This window comes from Cecembia rubra (assembly GCF_003014575.1).
GTDB classification, from domain to species: domain Bacteria; phylum Bacteroidota; class Bacteroidia; order Cytophagales; family Cyclobacteriaceae; genus Cecembia_A; species Cecembia_A rubra.
In genome coordinates this window covers 165,644-190,716 of sequence record NZ_PYGF01000007.1, presented here as the reverse complement: position 1 = coordinate 190,716, position 25,073 = coordinate 165,644, and the positions used below count along the sequence as shown (strand labels likewise).

14 protein-coding genes are annotated in these 25,073 nt (G+C 41.0%); 5 read left to right on the top strand and 9 right to left on the bottom strand.

From position 1 onward, the window contains the following. Nucleotides 1–12 precede the first annotated feature (12 nt). The 3 genes from CLV48_RS13565 to CLV48_RS13555 form a co-directional block, all read right to left on the bottom strand. On the bottom strand, nt 13–621 hold the full coding sequence (locus CLV48_RS13565) for a hypothetical protein (protein WP_106567831.1): 609 nt from the start codon (nt 619–621) through the stop codon (nt 13–15). 70 nt (nt 622–691) lie between these two features. Continuing rightward, nucleotides 692–1,549: a bifunctional class I SAM-dependent methyltransferase/HIT family protein gene (locus tag CLV48_RS13560; RefSeq protein ID WP_106567830.1), complete on the bottom strand. Its 858-nt coding sequence runs from the start codon at nt 1,547–1,549 to the stop codon at nt 692–694. Next, nucleotides 1,546–2,607 (bottom strand): HNH endonuclease domain-containing protein, encoded by a 1,062-nt coding sequence (locus CLV48_RS13555; RefSeq protein WP_106567829.1) that lies wholly within the window; start codon nt 2,605–2,607, stop codon nt 1,546–1,548. The genes CLV48_RS13560 and CLV48_RS13555 overlap by 4 nt, the downstream gene beginning before the upstream one ends. A 149-nt stretch (nt 2,608–2,756) precedes the next feature. On the opposite strand from CLV48_RS13555, the gene CLV48_RS13550 reads away from it, so the two are divergent. Next, nucleotides 2,757–3,011, top strand: coding sequence for a Kazal-type serine protease inhibitor family protein (locus tag CLV48_RS13550; RefSeq protein WP_106567828.1), 255 nt, complete (start codon nt 2,757–2,759; stop codon nt 3,009–3,011). Between the two features lie 80 nt (nt 3,012–3,091). Here CLV48_RS13550 and CLV48_RS13545 read toward each other — a convergent pair whose 3' ends face one another. Further along, nucleotides 3,092–5,383, bottom strand: coding sequence for an acyl-CoA dehydrogenase family protein (locus CLV48_RS13545; RefSeq protein WP_106567827.1), 2,292 nt, complete (start codon nt 5,381–5,383; stop codon nt 3,092–3,094). A gap of 107 nt (nt 5,384–5,490) precedes the next feature. Further along, nucleotides 5,491–10,308, bottom strand: a complete 4,818-nt coding sequence (locus CLV48_RS13540; protein ID WP_106567826.1) for a RecQ family ATP-dependent DNA helicase — start codon at nt 10,306–10,308, stop codon at nt 5,491–5,493. 468 nt (nt 10,309–10,776) lie between these two features. On the opposite strand from CLV48_RS13540, the gene CLV48_RS13535 reads away from it, so the two are divergent. After that, nucleotides 10,777–11,784 (top strand): SMP-30/gluconolactonase/LRE family protein, encoded by a 1,008-nt coding sequence (locus tag CLV48_RS13535; protein ID WP_170069028.1) that lies wholly within the window; start codon nt 10,777–10,779, stop codon nt 11,782–11,784. A 585-nt stretch (nt 11,785–12,369) separates the two neighbouring features. Further along, entirely contained in the window at nt 12,370–12,858 is a 489-nt protein-coding gene (locus CLV48_RS13530; RefSeq protein ID WP_106567824.1) for a GNAT family N-acetyltransferase, read from the top strand. 319 nt (nt 12,859–13,177) lie between these two features. Here CLV48_RS13530 and CLV48_RS13525 read toward each other — a convergent pair whose 3' ends face one another. After that, the gene (locus tag CLV48_RS13525; protein WP_106567823.1) at nt 13,178–14,119 is read right to left on the bottom strand and encodes a histidine phosphatase family protein; all 942 of its coding nucleotides are present in this window, start codon (nt 14,117–14,119) and stop codon (nt 13,178–13,180) included. Between the two features lie 464 nt (nt 14,120–14,583). On the opposite strand from CLV48_RS13525, the gene CLV48_RS13515 reads away from it, so the two are divergent. Then, the gene (locus CLV48_RS13515) at nt 14,584–15,012 is read left to right on the top strand and encodes an energy transducer TonB (protein ID WP_106567821.1); all 429 of its coding nucleotides are present in this window, start codon (nt 14,584–14,586) and stop codon (nt 15,010–15,012) included. Between the two features lie 182 nt (nt 15,013–15,194). Continuing rightward, complete coding sequence (locus tag CLV48_RS13510; protein ID WP_106567820.1) at nt 15,195–16,934, top strand: hypothetical protein; 1,740 nt, start codon at nt 15,195–15,197, stop codon at nt 16,932–16,934. Nucleotides 16,935–17,434: 500 nt separating this feature from the next. Here the strand turns inward: CLV48_RS13510 and CLV48_RS13505 are convergent, their stop codons facing one another. The 3 genes from CLV48_RS13505 to mfd all read right to left on the bottom strand — a co-directional run bounded on the left by CLV48_RS13505 (nt 17,435) and on the right by mfd (nt 24,999). Continuing rightward, complete coding sequence (locus CLV48_RS13505; protein WP_245889558.1) at nt 17,435–19,885, bottom strand: S9 family peptidase; 2,451 nt, start codon at nt 19,883–19,885, stop codon at nt 17,435–17,437. A 356-nt stretch (nt 19,886–20,241) separates the two neighbouring features. Further along, complete coding sequence (gene gldJ / locus CLV48_RS13500) at nt 20,242–21,465, bottom strand: gliding motility lipoprotein GldJ (RefSeq protein WP_106567819.1); 1,224 nt, start codon at nt 21,463–21,465, stop codon at nt 20,242–20,244. 180 nt (nt 21,466–21,645) lie between these two features. Then, the gene (gene mfd, locus CLV48_RS13495) at nt 21,646–24,999 is read right to left on the bottom strand and encodes a transcription-repair coupling factor (RefSeq protein ID WP_106567818.1); all 3,354 of its coding nucleotides are present in this window, start codon (nt 24,997–24,999) and stop codon (nt 21,646–21,648) included. Between the last annotated feature and the right edge of the window lie 74 nt (nt 25,000–25,073).

The window sequence follows — 25,073 nt, the reverse complement described above, 5'->3', positions numbered from 1 at the left end:
TGAATCCTTGGATCACAATACAGCAGGTCTTAGGATAAATCCTTTGTCGCTGAGGTCCTTGGCGAGTTCTCTGGAAAAGCGGCTGAATATCTCTTCAAAATTATTCCATCCGCTTCCACCATCCACATTTATTTTGGCGAGGTATTGATTTTTGAAGCGTTGTTTATCTATTAGAAATACATGAAATTCTGATCGTGGTACAAAATAACTGTCCCCTTCTCTGATTCTTTGCTCCTTCCATAAGCCCTTGATCTGAACCAACAATACCGCATCATATTCTAAGTAATTGAGGGTGTTCATAAAGTCTGCATAGCTCACCTCACTATGGATCGTGAAGGCTTTGTCGGCAGGGACGATGATGGTAGGTCTTATGTTCCTTTGCAGGGCATTGCCAATGACTTTCCTTTCATAATCGGTATCTAGGTGGTTGAACCTACTGTAGATCACATAGTCAAAGTTTTCCTGATTCCATTCATAGAAATCCTGCTCAGAGTCAGTGATCAGCAAAAGTAGTTTATTATAGCGTTCGGCTTGGTCTACGAGTTTGTGAGAGTTGATGCGAGAAGTGATACAGGACTGTATCAACAGGGCAAAAAGAGAAAATATCAAAAATTTCTTCATAGTGTGTTATACTGATTTTTTAGGTGTGGGGTTGTGGCTTTAAAGAAACAAAAAATTGACACTATTAAATTTACTTATACTTCCTTCTTTGAGGAATAACCCCCCTGACACCTCCTTCAGGATCATCAATATCCCCTGCATACCTTGGAATTAAATGAATATGCACATGGGGGATGGTTTGACCGGCTTTTTCTCCTATGTTGATTCCCACATTGAATCCATCTGGATTAAAAAGGTTTTGAAGTTGGGTTTTTATATGGTTAAGCACAAAAAACAAAGCTGCATGTTCTTTCAAGCTTAAATCGAAAAAGTTTTCCACATGTCTCTTGGGAATAATCAAAGCATGGCCATTACCAACTGGATATTTGTCATAGATAGCATAAACTGATGCCGATTCTGCAATCAATTCCATATCCTTCGAAGGGTTACAAAAAATACACGACTGACCATCTTCATGAATCAGATGATTAATATGTTGATATTCATAAATTTCACAGTTTTCATTTCGAAAAACAGATTGAAATGGAAGTATGACGTTACATTGATAAGTGGGTTTTTGGTGTATTTTGTGGTTTCTGAAACCTGATTTTTTCACATCCCTTCTGACAGCAAAATAGGCTATTCCTCCTGGTTTTAATATTTGCGAAATTTCCAATAAAACCTTGGTTTGTTCTTCCAGCATCAACACATTCAGAACATAAAAACAGATGATGGTATCAAATTTACCTTGTGGATAAGTTGGAAAATAATGCCTGTCATACCCTTGGATATCCAAACCCTTGGATTGGAGAATTTCCACATCCTTTCCAAAACCACAACCAAAATCTAGGATCTTTCCCCTAAGCAACGTCTTATCCAAAAGCAATCTTGCTGGATAAGAAAGTTTTTCTCTTTCTTTAGCAGTGAGATGGGAAAATTTATTTTTCATGATTTGGCTAAAGATTGAAACCCATTATTAATTGCCATTAAAACCATTGGATTAAAAGTTTTTCTGAATTTTTCTTTTTCAAATGATTCTGATAATTTTTTTATATCCTGGACACCTTGAAAAATATCTAAGTATTCAAAAAGGTAATTTGATTTGGGATCTTTTACAGATACAATTTCAATGGCCTTTCTATGAATTTCATAAAAATCATCAAAGAAGTCTTCTAACACAGGTATTTTGTCACTTTTGGTGGAGTTAAATGTTGAATCTGCCGGTACAAGATTCCAAATAAGATCATGACAAACATATCTGTGAGGAATAAAATGTTCGACTACGTAATTTGACTTATTTAGATTTTCGCCAGTATAAATACACTTCATTGTTCCAACTTCATCAAAGAAAAGATTCCAAAAGTTCTTCCTTTGATTGGTTAATGGGATTCTTGAAGGAGGCTTTATAAGTTTACTTGGAACATCAGGTAAGCCAGGATTCCTTTTTTGTAAGAAAATGGCGAGATTCCAAAAGCAAAAGTCTCTTAAAAAGCGTATATTTTGGATTAAGTAAGGTATCCAATTCGAGTTTATTTCAACATGATTTGGGTAAAGTGCATATAAACAATCATTTTCAAAGCCTTGAGATCTAGAGTATATTCTTGATATCAATTTTTCTCCTTTTAACCAAGGAGCCAAAAACCAATGGGGAACTTGATTATTAAAATGATTCAGTGTCTTTTGAGTTTCTTGATTTTGAGATTGAACTAACTTCTCTACAATTACATTTTTGTGCTCCTCAATGGAAATATTTTCAATTCTTTTTATATTCTCTACTGCTCTATGAATCACGTCCTGCTTACCAAAAGAAACCTGAAAATAATTCACTGTATACCAAGGTATGGCAACCATCCGAGCGAAGAGTTCTCTTTTTTCAATTATCCTTATTCCACCATTAAGACAATCTAGAATACTCAAAAACCAATAGTACTTATAGGTAGCAGATGTGCTATCAAAACAAGAAGCTAATAGATGAGTAGGAAGGTTTGAATCCTTGGGAAATTCCATTATTCATTTTCATTTCTTTGAAAATACTAATTGTCAAATCATTCCCCAACCCCACAACTAATTTTAATCGGATAATTTTAAGAAAAAAATAACCTATTGCCTGTAGCACCTTAAGCCCTTTTATTCGTCTTACAGAAAATACCAAGACCATGAAAAAAACACTGAACCTTCTATTTGTTCTTCCATTCCTTTTTTCCTCAGCTTTTATGTGTGAAAATGTACAAACTGAACCAGAGGTGTTATTGGCCAAAGACTGCTTTGATAGCAGTAAAATAAGGGAAGATATCATGTGTCCAGCCATCTATCAACCCGTCTGTGGCTGCGATGGAAAAACCTACGGCAATGCTTGTGAAGCCGGTGCCAAAGGTATTTTGAAGTTTGAAGAAGGGGCCTGTGGGGAATAAAGGCATTTTCCCCGGATAACGCTACCTCTCCTGGCACATTTGCAGGAGGAGAAGAGTCGATATCATGGATTATTGGCAGATCAATTTCTCTTGGCTATGGGCGCGGCAATGCAGCTTTCAGGAATATCAAAAGCATCGGTAAGAGCCAAAGCATTTTTTCTGATTTCCCAACAGAGTTGATTGACTTCTTTTCTGATCGCCTTGGTTTTGACACCTTCCATATACCCTTGTTCCAGGTACCAACCGCTATTTTTCTCTATCGTATGCAAAGCATACAACTGGCAAAGTTGGGTCAGTGCATCCTGCACACCTTTGCCGGCAGCTTCTCTTACTGCTTTTTGGAATTCTTCCAAGATGATTCTTTCAATATAAGCCTGCCCTACATTGACCAAATGGTGCTGGACTACATTGAAGGCATCAAAGGAATCCATTCCATTGTCAATATGCCTTTTGATCCTTTGTGCTGCACTCGCCAAGATAGCTCTCTCCCTGTATTTGAAGGCATTCAGGTGGAAGTCCATGTCCAAGAGGTGGGCCTGATCTGTATTTCTTACGATCAAAGGATTCTTTTCCGTAATTGAGGTTTTGGCCTGACTAACGACATAATTAAAGATGGTAAACATGTTGATGTCACCAAATTCCTGCTTGAATTCCGTGAGTCTATTTTTAGCCACCAACTGCATCAAGACTACATTATCTCCTTCGAAAGTGGTATATACATCTGTATCATTTTTGAGAGCATCGATTCTGTTTTCTGAGAGGTATCCTTTTCCTCCGCAGGCTTCCCGGCATTCCTGCAAAGTCGCTGTTGTAAACCAGGTCGTGTAGGCCTTTAACCCCGCAGCCAAAGCCTCAATCTCCTGGGCATCTTCCTCTGTTCTGTTTAAAAACCGCTCAGTGAGGTAGCGCAAAGCAAAGTGGAGTGCATAACTGCTTGCCAATGGCGGCATCAATCTCCTTTGATGCATTCTGTAATTCAAGATAGGTACCTCTTCCCCTCCTTCAGGACCAAACTGCCTTCGCTTCTCCCCATGTCGGATAGCAATGGTCAACCCTGTTTTGGAAGCAGATAGGGCAGACCTTGGTATCCCTATCCTACCCCCCACCAAAGTACCGAGCATAGTAAAAAATCTCCTGTTGTCAGAACTGATGGGGCTTTCAAATTCACCTGCTTCATTGACAAAGGAGAACCTGTCCAGCATATTTTCCTTTGGAATTTCTACCTGATCAAAATAAATCACTCCATTGTCAACCCCATTAAGTCCCATCTTCCGGCCACAGTCTTCTATGCTTACACCGGGCTCCATATTACCTTGGGAATCTCTTAGAGGAACAATGAAAGCATTTACCCCAAAGTCCTCGCCATCGATCATCAACTTGGCAAAAACGGTTGCCATTTGACCGTGCATGGCAGCATTTCCGATGTATTCCTTTCTGGCATCCGGATTGGGGGTATGGATGGTGAAGGTCTTTTTGCTGTGATTGTAGATGGCTGTAGTCTCCAGGCCTCTCACATTGGATCCGTGTCCGGTTTCCGTCATGGCAAAACAGCCGGGCAATTTTAGACTGCCCACATCTTTGAGGTATTTTTGATGGTGTTTGTCCGTGCCTAGGAAAAAGATACTCATACCCCATAGTCCAAACTGCACCCCAAATTTGATGACCATGCTCAGGTCATGGTAAGAGAGGGTTTCCATGATGGTAAAGTAACCCTCCATGTCTTGCTTACCTCCAGCAAATTTGGGAAAAGCCCATGCCCCAAAGCCCTGTTTGGCAAGTTCCTGACACCAAACCAGCGTTTGTTCCCGCTGTTCCTTTAGGCTGTCAAACTCCCTGTAAGCAAAAGTTGGATCAGCAATGATGGTTTTTACTTTTCGGATCAACACTGCCTGCTTGCCATCCAGAATTTTGGCCATCTCATTGATGTCAAAGTTTTGTTCCGCTACATGGCTTGTGGTAATAGTCTGATGGCCCGATTTGAAAGCATAGCCGGCTTCCTTTCCTAGGAGACCGAGAGCACGTTCGGTATTCTGAAAATCAAGTACTGTTTTTTGGCTGAATGCTAGCTTTGGATCATACTTACGGACAAGTGCTATTCCAATGCTGCTGAGACTTTCCAGTTCTTTGATTTCCAAAGACTGGATCTCTTTTCGGATCGCTTTAAGGACTTTGGGCTTGGGCGGTTGCGTGGGGTTCAATTTCTCCAGCAGCCAAGCCTTTTCTTCTACACCCAACCATTCCTGCCTTTCTATCAAGGCTTCCATTTCTTTGATTTCAGTGGGTGTCAGGATACTATCAGCCCAGAGCGTATAGTAAAGTGGAAGAAAAATATGGAGCTTGGGGTTATGATGGATAAAATCTGAATGGATCATGGGTTATAGGTTGGTTTAATAAGGTATACTGAATACTGATATTCAAGGTTCAAAATCAAAAAGCAGGATGGCCTTTAGCCTTATCTTTAATTAACTAGGATATCTAATTAAATCTGTTTCGTGTTTTCTTTATGCAGCACCAACTCCGGCATCAGCACCAAAACATCTTTTTCGGTCTCCGGATTGTGCCAATAGACCAGCCAATTGACGGATACCTGCTGTACGGTATAGCCTTTTTCTATATACTGGGCCAAAGTCTGCTGAAAAGCCTGGGAAAAACGAAGAACAGGTTGACCCTGATCATTCAAGCAATCATTTCCTTCCAAACTTAACAAGCCCCCAGTCCTTAGGCTGTGAATAAGTTTTTGTCGAAAGGCACAAAAACCCAAATTAATATCCTTCATCCCAAGTTGCAATATCAAAGGGCCTTGATCCTTGGTAATTGCTGGAGCCTCAATCCTTTCCATTGCATCCGCTGTGAGGCCATCCAGGTAATTTCCACGGTAATGAATGGACAGTAGCGACTTGGCCCGGGTCATTCCCACATACAAAAGGCGGCGCTCTTGGTCATCCCGGCAATCGGATTGGTTGAGCATCATATACACCTGGTCAAACTCCTTGCCCTTGGCTTTGTGGATCGTAGAAACCAAAACAGTACCATATTCCTGATCGGTAAAATCCTCTATTTTGGACTCCCGGATAAATTCTTCCAGGTCTGTCCGGTACCTGGTTTTGGGAAAAATCTGTTCAAAATCAGCCAAAAGTCGATTGACCAATTCCCATTTTTGACTATGGCCAAAAGCAGTTTCCAGCTGCTGCCTGGACCTTTTCCATTTCTCTTCCGGGATCGTAAACTGACCGGGTCCTAGGGATAATGAATTGAAGAAAAATCGGATTTCAAAGAGTTGCAGCAAATGGAATTGCTCATGGCTTTGAATCAGCTTGGCGGAAATGTTTTTTTGCAAAAGACGGCTAAGGATGCCTAATGCCTCCTCATTGGTTCTGCACAGAACGCCTACACTGCCCTTAAGTGAACTGGAAATCAGGTCATCTACCAAAGGGCAGATCATGTGGCTGCCTTGGTGCTGCTGTAACCTGATAACACCAAGTTCAGTCTGATGGGCCATGATGGGGGTGTTTTTCAACCTTTGGCTTATGGTTGCTACCCATTGATTGGAGAAATCGACCAGGTTGGATTTGCTCCTGTAGTTTTCCACCAACTCATATTTGAGGGCCTGCTTTTCAGTGATGAATTTTTCAAGGTACACTGCACTTGAACCCCGGAATTCATAGATGTTCTGGTCATCATCCCCCACAGCAATGACCCGCATGTCTTCGTTCTGTTCCATCAGTGCCTCAATCAAGGCAAACTCTTCCCCGCTGATGTCCTGTGCCTCATCAATGACCAGGACGGTGCGGGTGACTTCCTTAGGCTCGGTTTTATTTTCCCGGATCATTTGGGTAGCCTGCACGATGACATCTTTGGTTTTGTCCAGACTGCCCACCTTCCCCAAGATATCAAAACAATAGCCATGGAAAGTTTTGATATCCACAAAAAGGGCGGCATTTCCTATCAGTCCCATCAACCGCTTTTTGAACTCCGTGGCCGAAGCCCTAGAGAAGGTCAACATCAACAATTGTTCATGCTTGACATCCTCCATAAGCAAGAGTGCGGCCAATTTGTGGACAAGTATCCTGGTTTTTCCACTTCCAGGTCCGGCAGCTACTACGATATTCTTGGATTGTTGGTCGTTGATGATCTTCAGTTGGGCTGGGGATAAGTCCCCAAAAAGCCTCCTGAATTTGGCAGGAGTAATATTACGGCTGATTTCCTTTTGGCGATTGCCCTTGAAATATTTATTGAGAAAAGCCGGGTAATTCATCTGAAAGTAATCCTCTACAAATTGGAGTGCATCCCGATAGTCCGAAATCATCTTTTTGGCATATTCCCCAACAATGTGGATCTGCTGCACCTTGTTTTCATAAAACCGTTCTAGCTTCTGGTAATCTTCCTGCTTGTACCGGGCCTTATTGTCCCTCTCGGTGCGCTCTATGGTCAGGCGGTTGTAGAGCACCAAAAAGCCCCCTTCGATTTTGAGGGCATCCATCCTGGAAAGGTAGAAAAGGGCATCTTCCACTTCGGCGGGACTACAGCTCCTTTCAAAGAGTCCTGCTTCAGAGGCGAAGGCTTCTTTCAGTTCCAGTACGGAGAAATCCACAGGCATCTCCCAGGAAAACAATGGTAGGTCAGGTGCTGCCAATGCCGCCTTTCGGTACAGATAATCCACAATAAAGCGGGCCAGGTCATGCCTTTTGCGGAATTTTTCTTTCAGCACTTCTGTGGATAAGTTGGCTTTCAGCTCCACATGGTTTTTGGAGGATGTGGAAAACTGCTTGCTTACCCAGTTTTTGATGGCCCAGTAATTGATTACGCTGCGTATTTTGGTGGGTGTTATCCCCCTTAAACCCTCCAGCGCGGCACCTTCATTGAGGCTTTTGACCTGGAAAATCCGGGCTTCTGCCTGGATTTGGCCCAAAAGGTAATTTTCCAGCAATCCAATGTTTTCCACAATGTCCATGGGCTTTTGGATGGCATCTGATCTTCGGATGTATGCCTGTAGGTCTTTGGAATCGGCCAGGATTTTTTCCTCTCTCAACAGGTGAATGATTTCAATCACCTCTTCTTTGACCATAGCCAAGTGGTCAGCGATATAGTCAATCCTTGCCTCTGCTTCATCCTCTAGTTGTTTTTGTCTGCTTTTGGAAGAAAATAGCTTTTTGATGATTCGGACAGCCTGGACTTTCTGGTTTTGGGAAAATCTCGGAGAGCTTTCTATTGTTAGAATGGCATCCTGTGCATTGGCGACCTGAATGCTGCTGGCGAAGATTTTGGGCATGTTTTGTCCACGTTTGAGGTATCCGGCATCCTCCAAGGCGGCAATTGCTGTGGTCACCCTTGTCTCGATTTCCCGCATGGAGTCATCCCAACCTGCCTGACGGGCAATTTCCAGGGCAGAGTTTGACACCTGACTTCTGTAACGGGTGAGATTTTTGATCGCTTTCCAGACCTGTTGGATTTCTTTGAGGGTAATTTTGCTTTGGTTCAGCAGGATAAAATGCTTGCTGAGGTCCTCTTCATCAAAAAGGACAAAACATTCCGCTTCGATATTTTCATCCCTTCCTGCACGTCCGGCTTCCTGCACATAGTTTTCCAGGGAATCTGAGATTTCATAATGCACCACCAAACCCACATCCTTTTTATCCACACCCATACCAAAAGCAGAGGTGGCCACCATGATGTTGACTTCTCCTGAAATAAAGGCATCCTGGTTTTGGCTTTTTTCGGTTTTGTCAATCTTGCCATGGTAGGCACGTGCAGGAAAACCGTCTTTGTTCAGCCTTTGCGCTAAGTCAAATGCCTTTCTGGTCCGTGAAACATAGATGATGCTGGGGCAGGCTTTGGCCTCCAGCAAGTCGCGGAGTGCGAGATATTTTTCCTCTTCCTTATTCCTTTCGACCACTTCAAAGCGCAGATTGGTCCTGGACACACCCGACCGGAAAATTTCCAGGTTGAGGGAAAGTTTTTCGCGGAAGTAATTGCGGATATCTTCAATAACTTTTTGCTTCGCAGTGGCTGTAAAGCAAGAGACCGGGATGGGTTCAGAAAGGTTTTTGGTTTCCTGAAGTTTCCGGATAAAATCAGCAATGTAGAGGTAATCAATCCTGAAATCCTGTCCCCAGGAAGATAAACAATGGGCCTCATCGATCACCACCCTATCGATTTTTCTTCCTAAGAGTAGCCTTTCAATGCTTTTGGAGCGCAGAGATTCCGGTGAAATGTAGAGTAAAGAAGCCGAACCGTCTTCTACCCTTTCAAAAGACTTGGACCTTTCGATAGGGTCTAAAAGTCCATTGATGGTAACGGCCTCTGTGATGCCCATCTTTTCCAGGTTATCCACTTGGTCCTTCATCAAGGATTGCAAGGGTGAAATCACAAGGGTAAGGGCTTTTTCTCTTTCTCCCGACATAAGGGCCGGCAGCTGAAAAGTAATGGACTTCCCTCCTCCTGTGGGAAAGATGCAGAGTAGGGATTTTCCATCTACCGCCGCTTTTACGGCCTTTTCCTGCAAAGGCTCATTTCCATAGGTTCTGAATTGCCCGAAACCAAAAATCCTCTTCAGTCCTGAATGTATGTCAAATGTTTGTGAGCAGTAAGCACAACCGGAGATACAGGGTCTTCCCCTAAGCATGGTCATTAACCTGTCCGTATCGGGAAAGCGTTGCAATACCCATGGAGGGGTAATGCTAAACCTGTCCCCGCAATTGATCAGTGAAAGCGCATAGGCAAGGGCAATAGGTTGCTCTCGGACATACTTATCCACATCCGCTCCCGCACATATTTTTCCTGCAAAATGACCATGGATAAGTTGCGGAAGATTTTCCACAGCAAGATTAAATCCCAAATATTTGAAAAAGTCTTTGAATGCTTCTGTTTGAGACAGTAGGCCATGAAAAATTTTCTGTAATGCTTTATCCAAATCCAAAAAAGCACTCAGCTCATCGAAGAACAGGTCCTTGGCTTTGATAGCATCATTGAGTGGGTTGCTGAGGCTATCGCTCTGAAGTTTGTCATCTTTTACCAAATGGTGATAAGGCTTCTTTGGGAATATCAGAGGAGATAAAAACAAGGTGTCGATAACAGCAGGGAAGCGGATCCCTTTTTTCTGGAGAAGGGGGAGGTCATGTCCAAAAAGATTATGTCCACATACAAAGGGTGAGCTGCCTAAAAACTCTTCAAATTTTTTAAGGTTGGTTCCATGAAAAGTACCCCCATCGGTCTTCACAGCACCGAAATCCAACAATTTTCCACTTTGAGGGTCTTCCTCAAGGTCTAAAAAGCAAATGTTTTGATTGGGATCTTTCATGAGTACTTCAAATTATCCATAAACCCGGAATTTGCATTAGAACTCGTAACAACTTGTGCGCCTTGGCGTAGAAAACCTAATGCATATTTCTATTTAACTTACCCATATTTGGGATCAAAACATAAATTACAATTAAACCTGAATGACTGGATTTTAACGTTTTCTTTTTGTCACTTTTTTTCTTGATAAAAAAAGTAACCAAAAAAATCAAGAATTTCGAATCCTTCTCCCCGCAAGGCCAGCGCCGGCCCGGACGAAATTCATTCCTCCCCGCACTACTTAGACGATTTCGTTTTCAATATATCACGATTTTTAACCAACAACTTTTTATCATTTATCTCAAGTTCGCTAATTAACGTTACTTTTTAAATGTCTTAGAATTCGAGTTTAAACTAATTCTAAAATATTTACTGTTTACACAATTATATTTAATTTAGGTGAAATCATCACTAAAAACCACCTCCGACCATGATAAGATTGGTAATTGTCAGCTTGTGGATAAATCTGTTCTTGCTCTCCTGCACCTCCAAACCCAGCTCCATGAAAAATGATGCTTTTATAGAAATCCTGGATGATCAGATCCTGGATTTGATCCATCCTGAAGCGCCTTATCATATCATGGCACAGGGATTTGCTTGGACGGAAGGACCGTTGTGGCTGGAAGAACAGCAAAGCCTGATATTCACAGATATCCCCAACAATTCTATCTTCCGCATTGACGCCAAAGGCGAACTCAGTCTCTACCTCAAACCCTCGGGATATACAGACGATACCCCTCGTGGTGGCGAAGTAGGGGCCAATGGTCTGACCTTGGATCCACAGGGCCGCTTGGTACTTTGTCAACATGGAGACCGGCGCATGGCACGTATGGACAGCCCCCTTGATCAGCCAAAATCCGAATTCATTACCCTTGTGGATAAGTATGAGGGCAAACGTTTCAATAGCCCCAATGATGTGGTTTTTGACAAAGCCGGAAATATGTATTTCACAGACCCTCCTTATGGACTGGAATTCAATATGAATGACCCTGCAAAGGAACTGGACTTTCAGGGAATCTATTGCCTGAAAACCTCCGGGGAGTTGGTGCTGCTCGATACCATCTCCCGTCCCAATGGACTGGCATTCAGTCGGGATGAAAAATACCTATATGTGGCCAATTCTGATCCAAAAATGGCAGTTTGGTACAGGTATGAAGTACTGGAAGATGGACTTATCCACAATAAGACATTGTTTTTTGATGCCACCGAATTTGTAGGAAAAGAAGGTTTCAAAGGCCTTCCGGATGGGATGAAAATCAACAGGTCGGGAACCATCTTCGCCACAGGGCCCGGAGGGGTTTGGGTTTTTGATCCCAATGGAAAAGTCCTGGCCAGACTGAGGACAGGTGAGGCTACTTCCAATTGTGCCTTTTCCACAGATGAAAAGACTTTCTTTATGACAGCGGATGATTATATTTTGAAAATAGATTTGAAATAGGTTGAGATATTGATGGATATTGGATATTGGAGGATAAACTGAACCAGATGGGGATCACTTGAAATAGATGGAAATAATTTGAAATAGGTAGAGATATTGATAGATATTGATGGATATTGGATATTGGAGGATAAACTGAACCAGATCGGGATCACCTGAAATAGATAGAAATAATTTGAAATAGGTAGAGATATTGATAGATATTGATGGATATTGGATATTGGAGGATAAACTGAACCCTATGGGGATCACCTGAAATAGATAGAAATAATTTGAAATAGGTAGAGATATTGATAGATATTGATGGATATTGGATATTGGAGGATAAACTGAACCAGATGGGGATCACTTGAAATAGATAGAAATAATTTGAAATAGGTAGAGATATTGATAGATATTGATAGATATTGATGGATATTGATGGATATTGATGGATATTGATGGATATTGATGGATATTGATGGATATTGGATATTGGAGGATAAACTGAACCCGATCGGGATCACTTGAAATAGATGGAAATAATTTGAAATAGGTAGAGATATTGAGAGATATTGATGGATATTGGAAATTGGATGAATTAGAATGGAAATTAAAAAAGCAGATATTGAAAGAGACTATGATGGGGTTTGGGAGATTTTTTCAGATGTGATTGCCGGAGGGGATGCCTTTTCATTTGTGCCCGAAACTCCCAAGTGCGACCTGAAAAAACTTTGGTTTGCCGACATTATGGATACTTTTGTGGCTGTGGATAAGTCAGGAAAGATAGTTGGAAGCTATTACATCAAGCCAAACCAACCTGGCTTGGGAAGCCATATTGCCAATGCAGGCTACATGGTCCATCCTGAAGAAAAAGGAAAAGGCATAGGCAGACTTTTATGTGAACACTCCATTGATTTTGCCAGGGCAAAGGGATACTTGGGCATGCAGTTCAACATAGTCGTCAGTACCAATACATCTGCCGTCAAGCTTTGGAAAAGTTTTGGTTTCTCCATCATCGGCACTATTCCCCAAGCCTTCAGACATCAAAAGTTGGGATTGGTGGATGCCTACATCATGTACAAAAGTTTGTAAGATTATCATGGATAACTTTTTTATTCAAGTTAAAGAAATTACCCAATGATGAATGAGGTTAAACGCAGATATTTAGGCAATTACAGCTCAGAATTGTATTGTGGATAACTTTTGTTCTCTTTTGTATCTTTTGTGGTTCAGTTACATGGCCACAAAGGCTCAAATACTCAAAGGTTTGAAGAAGGGAATGATTTTGACAACATGGCGAGAAGCGAGATTTTAGACAAAAATTAATTTGGATATTGGAGCAGATTCCTTTTCACTTGAAGTTATATTGTGGATAACTTTTGATTTCATTCTTTTCTCTTTTAAGTTTAGGTTATAGGTTGGGCATATTGGGAAAAGCAGTCCAAAGAAAATTTGGAACTGGCCCTATGAAATCCAGACTTCCATTAGAATTCTTCGCCATTAAAAATCCATCTCCCTGCAATGAACTCCAGCCTATCTGTTCATTGAAAGGATTTCTATCAAACAAATTGCAATGGGAAACTACAACCAGAATTTCATTGGATATTTCCTGTTCCTCGATCATAGCCTTTACTTCAGGCCAAATCTCCGGAACATCTAACGGGTTTTCAACACTTTCCAAATGAAGGTTTAGTTCAGCTTTTTTGGAAATTTCGATGGGCAAGTCCATCATCTCAAGGGTTTGGTAAGCCCTGCAAAATTCACTGCTAATCCCTTGTCTAACCGGAATGTTTAATGCTTTGATCCCTTGACCTATTCTCCTTGCCTGAAGTACTCCGGCATCGTCAATTTGCCTCGCCAGACCAGGGTCACAGGATTTCCACCAATCCTCTTTTTCAGGGTCAAATGCATCCTGACCAATTGAAGCATCGGCATGTCTTGCTATAAAAACAAGGGATTGGTTTTGGTAATTTACCATATTGTTAATTACATCCTTTGCCAATTTTTCATTTTGAGCGACATAAATGGGCAGGTTTGTTCTCTGAGTATTTCCATTCCTTTCAACCTCCACCCACAATATCCCTACAAACGGATTTTGGAGTTCAATTACTCCATTTTTAGAAACATTAATGCCTCCCAGGCTTCCTGAAGGGTAAAAAATTGCCTTTTCTCCTATATCTATTCTAAACTTAGTGGTAATTGGAGTTGATTCCACGATATAAACTCCATGAACCAATTCACCTGTTCTAATCTGAGGATCAAAATCTGGATTATCCTTTGTACAGGAAACTAGAATGATTAGCGTAAAAAACAGGGCAATTTGCTGGATATTAAAATGATTGAACTTTTCCATAAGTCAAAATTTTAAATGGTGGAAATAAAATGTTTTGAAAAAAAGATACTACAATATATTAAAAATCAACTAAATATAAACGTATGTTGGACTATTTTTTTCTTCATGAGGACTACTTTTGTTTTCTCTTGTCAATATTCCAGCTTTCAGGACAAGTTGTGGTTGAATAGGATCGCCCCAAAGACACAAAGGCAGAAAGAATCATTGTATACTCCATGCCATTCGTTGCAGGGAACAAAAAAATTCCTTTGGGTGTGGCACTGCGTATTCAAAAGTCGGTTATAAAAAGCCCACATTTTTTTTCATTCCTGTCCAGATTTTGTCCATATCCACATTTTTTATCATTTGGCAAGATGTCTGATTTTTGTCCAAATGGAAAATTAGGCTTCGGGGAAGCGGAAAAGTAATTTTACAAAATGCAATTAATCAGATGTAAAATTCTTTTTTAAACAAACCAATGCCATATGAAAACCATCAAATTTACTACTGCTGTTTTATTGACATTTATGCTATCATTTAGTGTCAATGCCCAATGGGAAGAGAAAATGATAACCATGCTTGAATCAGATCCATTTAAGGAATCTATCTTTTTGGAAATGGTACCTCCAGGATTTATTGGAGGTCAGGAAGCCTTGGAAGCTTATATATCGGATAATTTAAAGTACCCTCCTCTAGCCATCCGGCAGGGTTTGGAAGGAACAGTGGTTGTTATGTTCAAAATTACTTCAGAAGGGAAAATTATGGATGCCATCATTAAAAAGAGCTTTAAACCCATTTTAGACGAGGCTGCTTTGGATTTAATCAAAGGAATGCCACAATGGAACCCTGCTACACAAGGGAATAATACAATTGAAACATACTACCAATTACCCATCAGATTCAGTCTGAAATAACAAATGATATTTTGCATAAGTGAATTACTAACTACCTGTTGGGTCAACAGGTAGTTTTTTATTTCTATTTTTTAATATGGATATAGTGGCCGGAAAAGTGGTTCTATATTTATCAGGTAAATTTCTGGCCATTATCAAACTTTTTTTATATAATTTAGACAGGAATTACCATTTATTGAGAAATGCGTAAAAGATTGAAGGCCCTATTGGTTTTAATGTTACTTTTTTTCTTGAGCAACAGTGTAAAAAGTGCTCCCAGCGATTTTTTCGAAGCCATATCTTCCAAAGAAGATCCTTTTTTGGATTTGATGAGAAACAAAATTAAAACCCATGAATACATGGGCTTTGAATTTTTTGAAGATTTGCTCCAAACCATAAGTCCACAGATAAAACCAAATGAGCACTGGCTAAGGACAAGATTCCTGATTTTTGAAGTCATGGTAAATAGGACCTTTGATAAATCTGAATTGATGAACCTGGATCAGACTGTTTCTGCCCTAAAAGAAAATGGATTACGATCTGGAGATCGCTTATTGTTGGCCCACGCTAGGTGGTACAGTGGCTTTCTTTTACATGACTTCTTTAAAATTGATCTAGCATTAGGAAATTGTATAGATGCTATAGAAGTGATGGAAGAATATATCCCGAGAATAAAATTGGCGGACAAATATGAATTTTTGGGTGAGATGGCCTTTCAAGTAGTCGATTATGATGCCACTATAGGCTATTATAAATTGTTTTTGGAATACAAATTGGAAGTGTCTGAAATTGATAAACGAAGAAAAATTGTTGCCACCAATGGTATAGGGCAGGCATTTTTGAGAAAAAGTAGTTTCTCTGAGGCAAAGGAATACCTTGTGCTGGCCAATGAAAAAATTTCCTTGTACCAAGATGATTTGTGGCGGGGAATTAATAATGCTTACTTGGGCCATGTGTACCTGGCATTAGGAGAGACAGATGCAGCAGAGCAACTTTTGAAAAATGCGATTGAAACCTGCCTCAATACGGAACGCAATGTGGCCTCATATGCATCCAATTACCTTGGAAGGTTGTACCTGAACAAAGGTATGAAACAGGAGTCTTTGTTTTATCTTGAACAAGCAGAACAGTTATTATTGAATTCGCAAAACAAATATTTGCTGCAAACACAGTTTTACTTGTTGGAAACTTACAGAAGTCTATCTGATTTTTATCGGGTTTATTTGGACAATAGGCTTGCCAATGAATACTTTGAAAAGTATAAAGAACTGAATGATGCGATCCGGTATATTTCAATATTGAGCAGTCAAAATATCACCCGGTTACGGATGGATAATGAAAAAGCTTCATGGGAGCTAAGTGTGGCGGAATTAGAAAAAGAAAGTATCATACAGCGAAGGAATATCCTATTAATGATTGTTATTTCATTATTTACAATCATCGGAAGCTTTCTTTTAATAGCAAGAAACAGAATGAAGGCACAACGACTTTCTGCCGAGGCTGAAAGTAAGCGATTGGTGGCTGAAAAAAATGCCATTGAAGCCCAATTGGATATGCTCAAATCCAGCCTAATGGAAAAATCAAGAATGTTACAGGAGTTTGAAAATCGATTGTCAGTAATTCAAAACCGGGTGGATGTGCAGGATGACCTGGAGCGGATCAATGAAATGAAAATCTTAACAGAAGAAGATTGGACTGCTTTCCGAAAGTTATTTGAAAGGTTACACCCAGGGTTTATGACCCAACTTAAACAATCCATTCCAGGCATTACTACAGCAGAATTAAGATTGGCTACCCTCCTCAAAATGCAATACTCTGCAAAAGAGATGGCAGACATCCTTGGCGTTTCTACTGACTCTGTTTATAAAGCCCGCTATCGACTTCGTACCAAATTGAATCTGGAAAATGAACAGTCATTAGAAAACCTGATCCTTAATATGTAAAAAATCAGTTTTGCGGGAAACGGCAAAAAGTGTAGAGTAATACAATGACTTTTAAAACATAGTAGAATTAAGTTTAACCACTATTGAAGTACTTTTTGATTTTGGATCAGCATGACTTAATTAACCGGGTAATTTGCAAGAACCCTACTAGGTGTGCTATGATATTATGCGGTTTAAAAAATTGCTTTATAGTTTTTTCAAGCACTGATAAATGAGGCTTAAAGCAGATTTTTAGGCCATGACAAATCTGAGCTGTTATGTGGATAAGTTGCGTTCGTTGCGTGTTCGTGGCATCCGCTGCGTGAACCAAAGAGTAATATTTCACGCAAAGTCCACAACGGGAAGAAAGCCAAGACTTTAGCAAAAAAAATGTGGATAACTTTTATCACTGTCGAAAAGAATAAAAGGAAGTAAAAAGACCTTCGGATTTGCAGATACGAATCCAAAGGTCTTGAGTCTTGCATCTTGTGTCTATCGTCTTGTTTCTAATCTCTCGCCTCTCATTGTCTATTCTTCACCCACTTTTCCAACCACTCATGCTGTTCATACAAAGTATGCAGGATTGATTCCTTGGCAGCATATCCATGGCTTTCATGAGGCAGGAATACCAAGCGGGTTGTAGCCCCATGACCCTTCAAGGCATTATAATAGCGCTCAGATTGAATAGGGAAAGTTCCGGAATTGTTGTCTGCTTCTCCATGGATCAAAAGGATAGGTGTTTTCACCTTATGGGCATTCATAAATGGAGACATGGTATTGTATACTTCAGGCGCTTCCCAGTAAGTTCTCTGTTCGTACTGAAACCCAAACGGAGTCAAAGTCCTGTTGTAAGCACCGCTTCTTGCGATACCTGCTGCAAACAAATTGGAGTGGGACAGCAAATTAGCCGTCATAAAGGCCCCATAAGAATGTCCTCCAACGGCCATTCTGTTTCTGTCACCGATACCAGCCTCCACAATGTAGTCTATCGCTGCTTCTGCATTGGCTACCAGCTGCACCACAAAAGAATCATTGGGTTCTTCATCTCCTTCACCAACTATAGGCATTTCAGTCTGATCCATAATGGCATAGCCCTGTGTCACCCAATAGATAGGAGATCCCCAACTCAACCTGGTAAAGGTATATTTCGAGCCCCTAACCTGAGCGGCCACTGCTGCGGATTTGTATTCTCTTGGATAGGCCCACATTAAGACAGGCAACCTACCATCTTTTGACGGGTCATAACCTTCAGGAGTATACAGAATTGCAGATAGGTCAAGGCCATCATTTCTCTTGTATTTCACCAATTCCTTTTTGATACCCTTGATGGATTCATAGGGATGGGCAAATTGGGTAATCTGAATAGGAGCAATGCGTCTACGTGTATTGACCAACCAATAGTTTGGCTGGATATCAGTACTTTCTTTTATGGTGACAAATTCTGTTGCATCCGCATTCAAGACTTTGGCCACTCGTTCATAATAAGGAGCCTGCGATCTCCAAAGGATTCTTTCTGTTTTGGATTTGGTGTTAAAAGCAGAAAGATATGGCATGCTTCCTTCCGGGCTGCCCCCTTCTGAGGTCATGAAGACTTCATCCCCTTTTCTCAAAAGTACAGATCTTCCATAGGCATTTGTAGTGAAAACCGGGGATCCCGGATCATTGTAGATGTCATCTGAAGAGCGCTCAATGATAACAGTGCCTTTTTCGGTTGGTCTTGAAGGATTGAAGCGGGTCACTTTTTGTTGACGGGAAGCAAACCACCCTTCATTCAATAATGCAAAATTATCATCAGACCAATATATTCCTCTGAATCTGTAACCTATACCGGCTAATTTGCTTGGCTGTGCAGTAAATGGGGCATCCAAAGTGTAAATGATTTCTCTTTCTTCTATTTTAACTCTTGGATCTCCGCCATCCTGAGCCTCTACCCAATACAAGGTGGCAGGCTTGTCTGCCCTCCAATTGATGGAGCGTGGTCCTGTCACTGTAGCATCAAAACCAGTTGGTCTTACTTCATCCAATGGAATCTGGGCAAGCGTTTTGATAAGGTTGCCATTGATATCCCAAATTTCTACATCATAAGGAAACCTTGAGGCAGGAACCAGATAAGAAAAAGGCTTTTGAACTAACTCTACGGTTATGTACTGCCCATCTGGAGAAAGGTCCATAGATTTGATCAAGCCTGATTTACCTATTGGTTTTACATTACCCTGCAGGTTGACAAGCATCAATTGGGAATCCATGAAATATTCCAATAGTGCTTCATCATGAGGGTTGGTCAGAAGGTCCTGATAAGTCCTGGAAGGAGCAGCATTTCCCGAAGTCTCCTGCACAGTGGGTCCCTTTGGAGCAAGAGGTGCCTTTGGCATTTCTCCTCTTTTGGGATTGATTGCGGTGAAAAGAATTTGGTTATCCGGCGTCCACGTAATGTTTGATCCATAAACCCCATTGACTATATTATCCGTAAGTTTCTTAGCTTCCAATGTGGATAAGTCAACTACCCAGAGGCTGATACCTGTATTACTTGTATTGGTAAAGGCTACGAACTTTTCATCACGGGAAAGTGAAAAACTTCCTAATCTTGGATTGGAAGGCAAACCTTTGAATTCTTGTTCTTGTCCATTGCGGGTGTTTTTAAGTTTAACATTTTCAAAAGAACCCGTACGGCTGGGACCATTGCTTGAAGGATTGATTCGGATACCACCGATTCTCAGTTCAGGCTGGGCCAAGTCTTCAATGGAAGGATTGCCGGACCTTTCCAGTACGAGCATAAAATCACCTGAGCGGCTGAAGCTTACCAGTGGGGTAGGGGCTGCATTGACCAAATCTGCAATTGCTTTTGGTGGTGTTTGGTAGCCCAGAGCTTCCTGCGCCTTTGCTGGAATATAGACCAACAAAGAAAACACACAAGCCAGAATGGATATGGAATATGACTTTCTCATCATAAGGTAATAGTAATTTAGTTTCATGGTAATTTAAGGGTTATTTAAAAAAGTGAACCCAATTTTTAGCTATTTGGTCTAAAAAACTGCTCAGTGGTCTGTTAATAAAGAAGGCGGGCTTCAGGACTGAGCGTTAAGAAATCAGGCCAAAAGGCTGATTCAAGCAAGAGGCTATCCCAAAAACAAATTGATCCCGGAAGCCATTTAAACCAACCGAAACCCTTAAAGCATGAATGGTTTTTTTAAGTTTTCATTAAAAAATTGTTGTGGGTAATTGGAAAAACCTTTGTCCTTCCTTAGGAAATCAAGGAATTTTTATCAAAATACACCAAAAAAAAAAAGGGCCATTCCAGGCCCCTTGTAATATTTCTATAATTGGGTGATTATTTACCTTGCTGACCGATAGCGATCATCGCACATCTGAAACCAATGTGGTTAGTAGCAGAATCTTGGTGCATGAATCTCCTTGTACCTGGAGCCAACCAATAGGTCACGTCTCTCCAAGATCCTCCTTTGTACACACGGAATTCATCCGTTATCATCGTGGTGGAATAGGTTTCTGATTCATCAAAAATACCGTCTTTCCTAAGAGGATTAAGATCATCAAAATCCTGAAAAGACAATGGCCTGTAGACGTCATTTACCCATTCGTTGACATTTCCGGCCATATTGTACAATCCGAAGTCATTTGGTGGATAGTCATACACGTTGGCAGGGATGATGTCGCCGTCGTTGGACACAGATCCTGCAATACCAGCATAGTCACCTCTACCTCTCTTGAAGTTGGCCAAGAAGTCACCTTGTCTGCCTTTTCTCTTGATATTGTAAGGATTTCTGACACCCCTTCCATCCCAAGGATAAATCCTGCCAGATTCTTGGTTCTCATCCATATACTGGGTACCGATCATGGCTTTGGCAGCATATTCCCATTCTGCTTCTGAAGGCAGACGGTATTCAGGAAGAGAAACACCTCTCTCGATCAGCTGATTTTTGTTGAGCGCTGAATCGATTTTGTTTTTCTCACGCATGAGATCACTTACATACTCAGTTCTCCATTTGGCATAAGCAGTAGCCTGAGACCAAGTAACGCCTACGACAGGATAAAAATTAAATCCTGGGAACCTGTAGTAATAAGTATCATACACATCATTGTAGGAAAGTGAACCTGCCCAAACTTTTTCGGATGGTTCCAACTTCAGAATGGAGTCGGCGCTCACTTTCTTCCTCATGTTAAAAATAAACTCCCTGTAGTCGTTATTGGAGATTTCAGTTTCATCCATGTAGAAAGAAGCAAGTGTAACTGTTCTTTCTACATTGTCTCTAAAAGCCATAACGTCTTGCTCTTGGGAACCCAAAACGGCTCTACCACCTTGGATATATTTCAGGTTAGGCCCAATAATCTGCTTGGCCACTCTGGTTACCCTAAAACTGGTGGTATCCTTGTCGTTAAAACTAAAAGCTGCCCCGGTTGTAGGACTCACTTTACCCGGCTTAGCCGCAGTTCTCCTACCGTAACCGGTCTGTTTGTTACAGGATGAAAGGATGGCTCCGCCAACAATCAGCAAAATAGCTGCGATCAATCCTAATTTTCCTTTTCCAAAAACCATTGAACAATACTTTTTTTGTGCACGTTTAGAACGCTAATATATATGTATTCATATCTCTTTTCCAATAAAATTTTTTTTGGGCCATTCGTACAAAAAGGGCTTTTTTGCAGATTTAGCCAGAATAATACAAATATGTCTTCAGGAAAAGCAATTATCACGACATTAATTTTTTTTAAATTTCTATGAATTTTTAATGTCCTGAAGCCATTTTTTAGCAGTTTGAATGCTTTTCACTCCTGAAATGTTCAAGATCAGTCTACCCTTTACCTCCTTGATTTTGCAGAATTTTGGCTGGGTTTGTATATAACGAAGAATCTTTCCAAAAGTATCTGACTTATAATAACTTTCTTTGGTAGATGGCACAAAATAACACTTCATGAATTCACTCTTCAGGGAAAGTTTTTCAAATCCAAGTTGCTCTGCAAGCCATCGTAACCTCACCGTTTCGAAAAGGTCATTGACCACTTCAGGCACCGGACCAAACCTATCCTGAATCGAATTTGCAAATTGTTGGAGCTCCTCTTCTATCTTGATATTGTCCAATTTGGAGTATAGATTGAGGCGTTCAGAAATATTTGAAACGTATTTTTCAGGTATCAATAATTCAAAGTCCGTTTCTATCACGCAATCCTGTACCAATACCTGAACTTTTTCCTTAAGATCCACCTCAAACAAATCAGCAAATTCATTTTCCTTAAGTTCCTGAACTGCTTCATCCAGAATTTTATGGTACATATCAAAGCCCAGATCTGTGATGAAGCCACTCTGCTCTGCACCCAACAGGTTGCCTGCACCTCTGATGTCCAAATCCCGCATGGCCACTTTGAATCCATCTCCCAAATCCGAAAATTCCTCCAAGGTCTGTAATCTTTTTCTTGCCTCAGCAGTCAATCCCGAAGTAGGAGTAGTCAACAAATAGCAAAAAGCCTTTTTATTACTGCGGCCGACCCTTCCCCGCATCTGATGCAGATCACTTAAACCAAACATATGTGCCCGGTTGATGATTATGGTGTTGGCATTGGGAATATCGAGGCCGGATTCTATGATGTTGGTAGAAACCAACACATCATATTCCCCTTCGATGAACTTGACCATGATCTTTTCGAGCTTTTTGCCGTCCATTTGTCCATGGGCGCCTGCCACACGGGCATCAGGTACCAACCTCATGATCAAGTTGGCAATGGAGTCGATTTCTCCTACCCGGTTATGCACAAAAAACACCTGTCCGCCCCGGCGCAGCTCAAAAGCAATGGCATCCCGGATGATTTCCTCATTGAATGTGTGTATTTCTGTAGTTACCGGTTGCCTGTTTGGTGGCGGAGTAGCAATTACAGACAGATCCCTTGCTCCCATGAGGGAAAAATGAAGGGTCCTGGGAATCGGAGTAGCTGTCAATGTAAGCACATCCACATTTACCTTGAGTTCTTTGAGTTGATCTTTGACCTTCACCCCAAATTTTTGCTCCTCATCGATGATCAAGAGACCCAAATCCCTGAATTTTACATCTTTATTCACAATCCTATGGGTTCCAACAAGGATGTCTATTTCACCGGTACTTACCTGTTTGGTGATTTCTTTGATTTCTTTGCTTGTACGGAAGCGGTTGATGTAATCCACTTTTACCGGAAAATCCTTTAGCCTTTCCATAAAAGTCTGATAATGCTGTAGAGCCAAAATGGTGGTAGGAACTAAAACCGCCACCTGCTTTCTGTCATTCAAGGCCTTGAATGCAGCCCGGATGGCAACTTCTGTTTTACCAAAGCCCACATCCCCACAGACCAACCGGTCCATAGGATAGGGTTTTTCCATGTCATTTTTGACTTCCGCAGTAGCTGATGCCTGATCCGGTGTATCTTCAAATACAAAGGAACTTTCCAATTCTACCTGCAAAACCGAGTCAGGGGAAAATCCAAATCCAGGAGCAGTTCTTCTCTTGGCATAGAGAGAAATAAGCTCCTTGGCAATATCCTTGACTTTGCTTTTAACCTTTTTCTTTTTGTTTTCCCATTCCGGTGAACCCAATTTGGACATCACAGGGGCCGAACCCTCCTGACCGGAATATTTGGAAATTTTGTGCAGGGCATGGATATTCACATAAAGTAGGTCATCATCCCTGAAAACCAAGCGAACAGCTTCCTGCATATTTCCTGCTACATCGACTTTTTCAAGTCCGGCAAAGCGGCCCACCCCATAATCCAAATGTACCACAAAATCCCCTGGGTTAAGTGTCTTGAGTTCCCTAAGGGTCAGGGCTTTGCTTTTACTTGCTTTTTGCTTGGTTTTGTACCGGTGAAACCTCTCAAAAATCTGATGGTCCGTGTAACAGGCTAATTCCAGGTTTTTATCCACAAAACCCTCCCTCAATCCGATAAGCATGGATTGCACTTTAAGGGTTGGATCGAGTTCTTGAAAAATATTTTCCAGTCTGTTGATCTGTTTGTCACTTTCAGAACATATGACATTCATCCAGCCTTTTTTCTCATTATCCACCAGGTTTTGTACCAAGAGTTCAAAATTCTTGTTGAAGGATGGCTGGGGCTGAGATTCAAATTGGAATGATTTTGCATTTTTGAAATAAAATTTATGCCCAAACTCTATTTGTGGATAATTGGCAATAATGCCCAAGAAAGTTTCTGAATCATCAAACAGATCCTTTGGTTTGATCAGAAGTTTTTCATTTTCAGTGGTTCTGACAATCTGATAAAATTGCTTTTCTGCCTTTTGAAAACTCTCGTCCAGACTGTCCAATGTATAATGATAATCTTTGAACCAGATAAAGGTGCCCTCTGGCAAAAATTCAAGAAATGACTGCCTCACTTCCTGAAGCAGTTTGGTCTGAACGTTGGGGATAATACTGATATGGTCGATGCTTTCTACAGATAGCTGACTTTCCGGATCAAAGGTCCTTATACTTTCTATTTCTTTTCCAAAGAGCTCCAAACGGAAAGGTAGGTCATTGGCATAAGAAAAGATATCCACAATCCCTCCCCGAATAGAAAATTGGCCTGGTTCAAAGACAAAATCAGTTCTTTCAAAATCATAAGTTGAAAGGAGTTCGGCGATGAATTCAAGGTCCACTTTTTCTCCAACTTTGGCTTTGAAGGTATTGTCCTTCAGGGCTCTCTTGTTGATTACTTTTTCGTAAAGCGCCTCGGCATAGCTCACTACAATCTCTTGGTCTTTTTCCTTTGCTAGGATCCTGTTGAGGATTTCTGCCCTCATCAGGATATTGGCGTTTTCCACCTCATCATACTGATAAGGTCTTTTGTAAGAAGAAGGGAAAAGCAAAACTTCATGTCCATTAAACAGCTCCTGAAGGTCATTGCTCAGGTAAGCCGCCTCCTCTTTGTCATGCGCGATTATCAAATGATAACCACCTAAAGCTTTGACTACTGCGCTGAACATGATCATGTCCAAACTTCCAGAAAGGCCCTTGATCTGAAATTTCTTTTGGCCAACAAGCTGCAGATTTTCCGTTATGTTCTTGACAAAGGGGTCGTTGATATAGAGGGATAAGAAATCGGATTTTTCCAAAACGGTTGATAGATGAATTTTTCAGGCTGTAAATTTAGGAAAATGATTTTGTTTCCTTGTTTTTTGAGAAATGA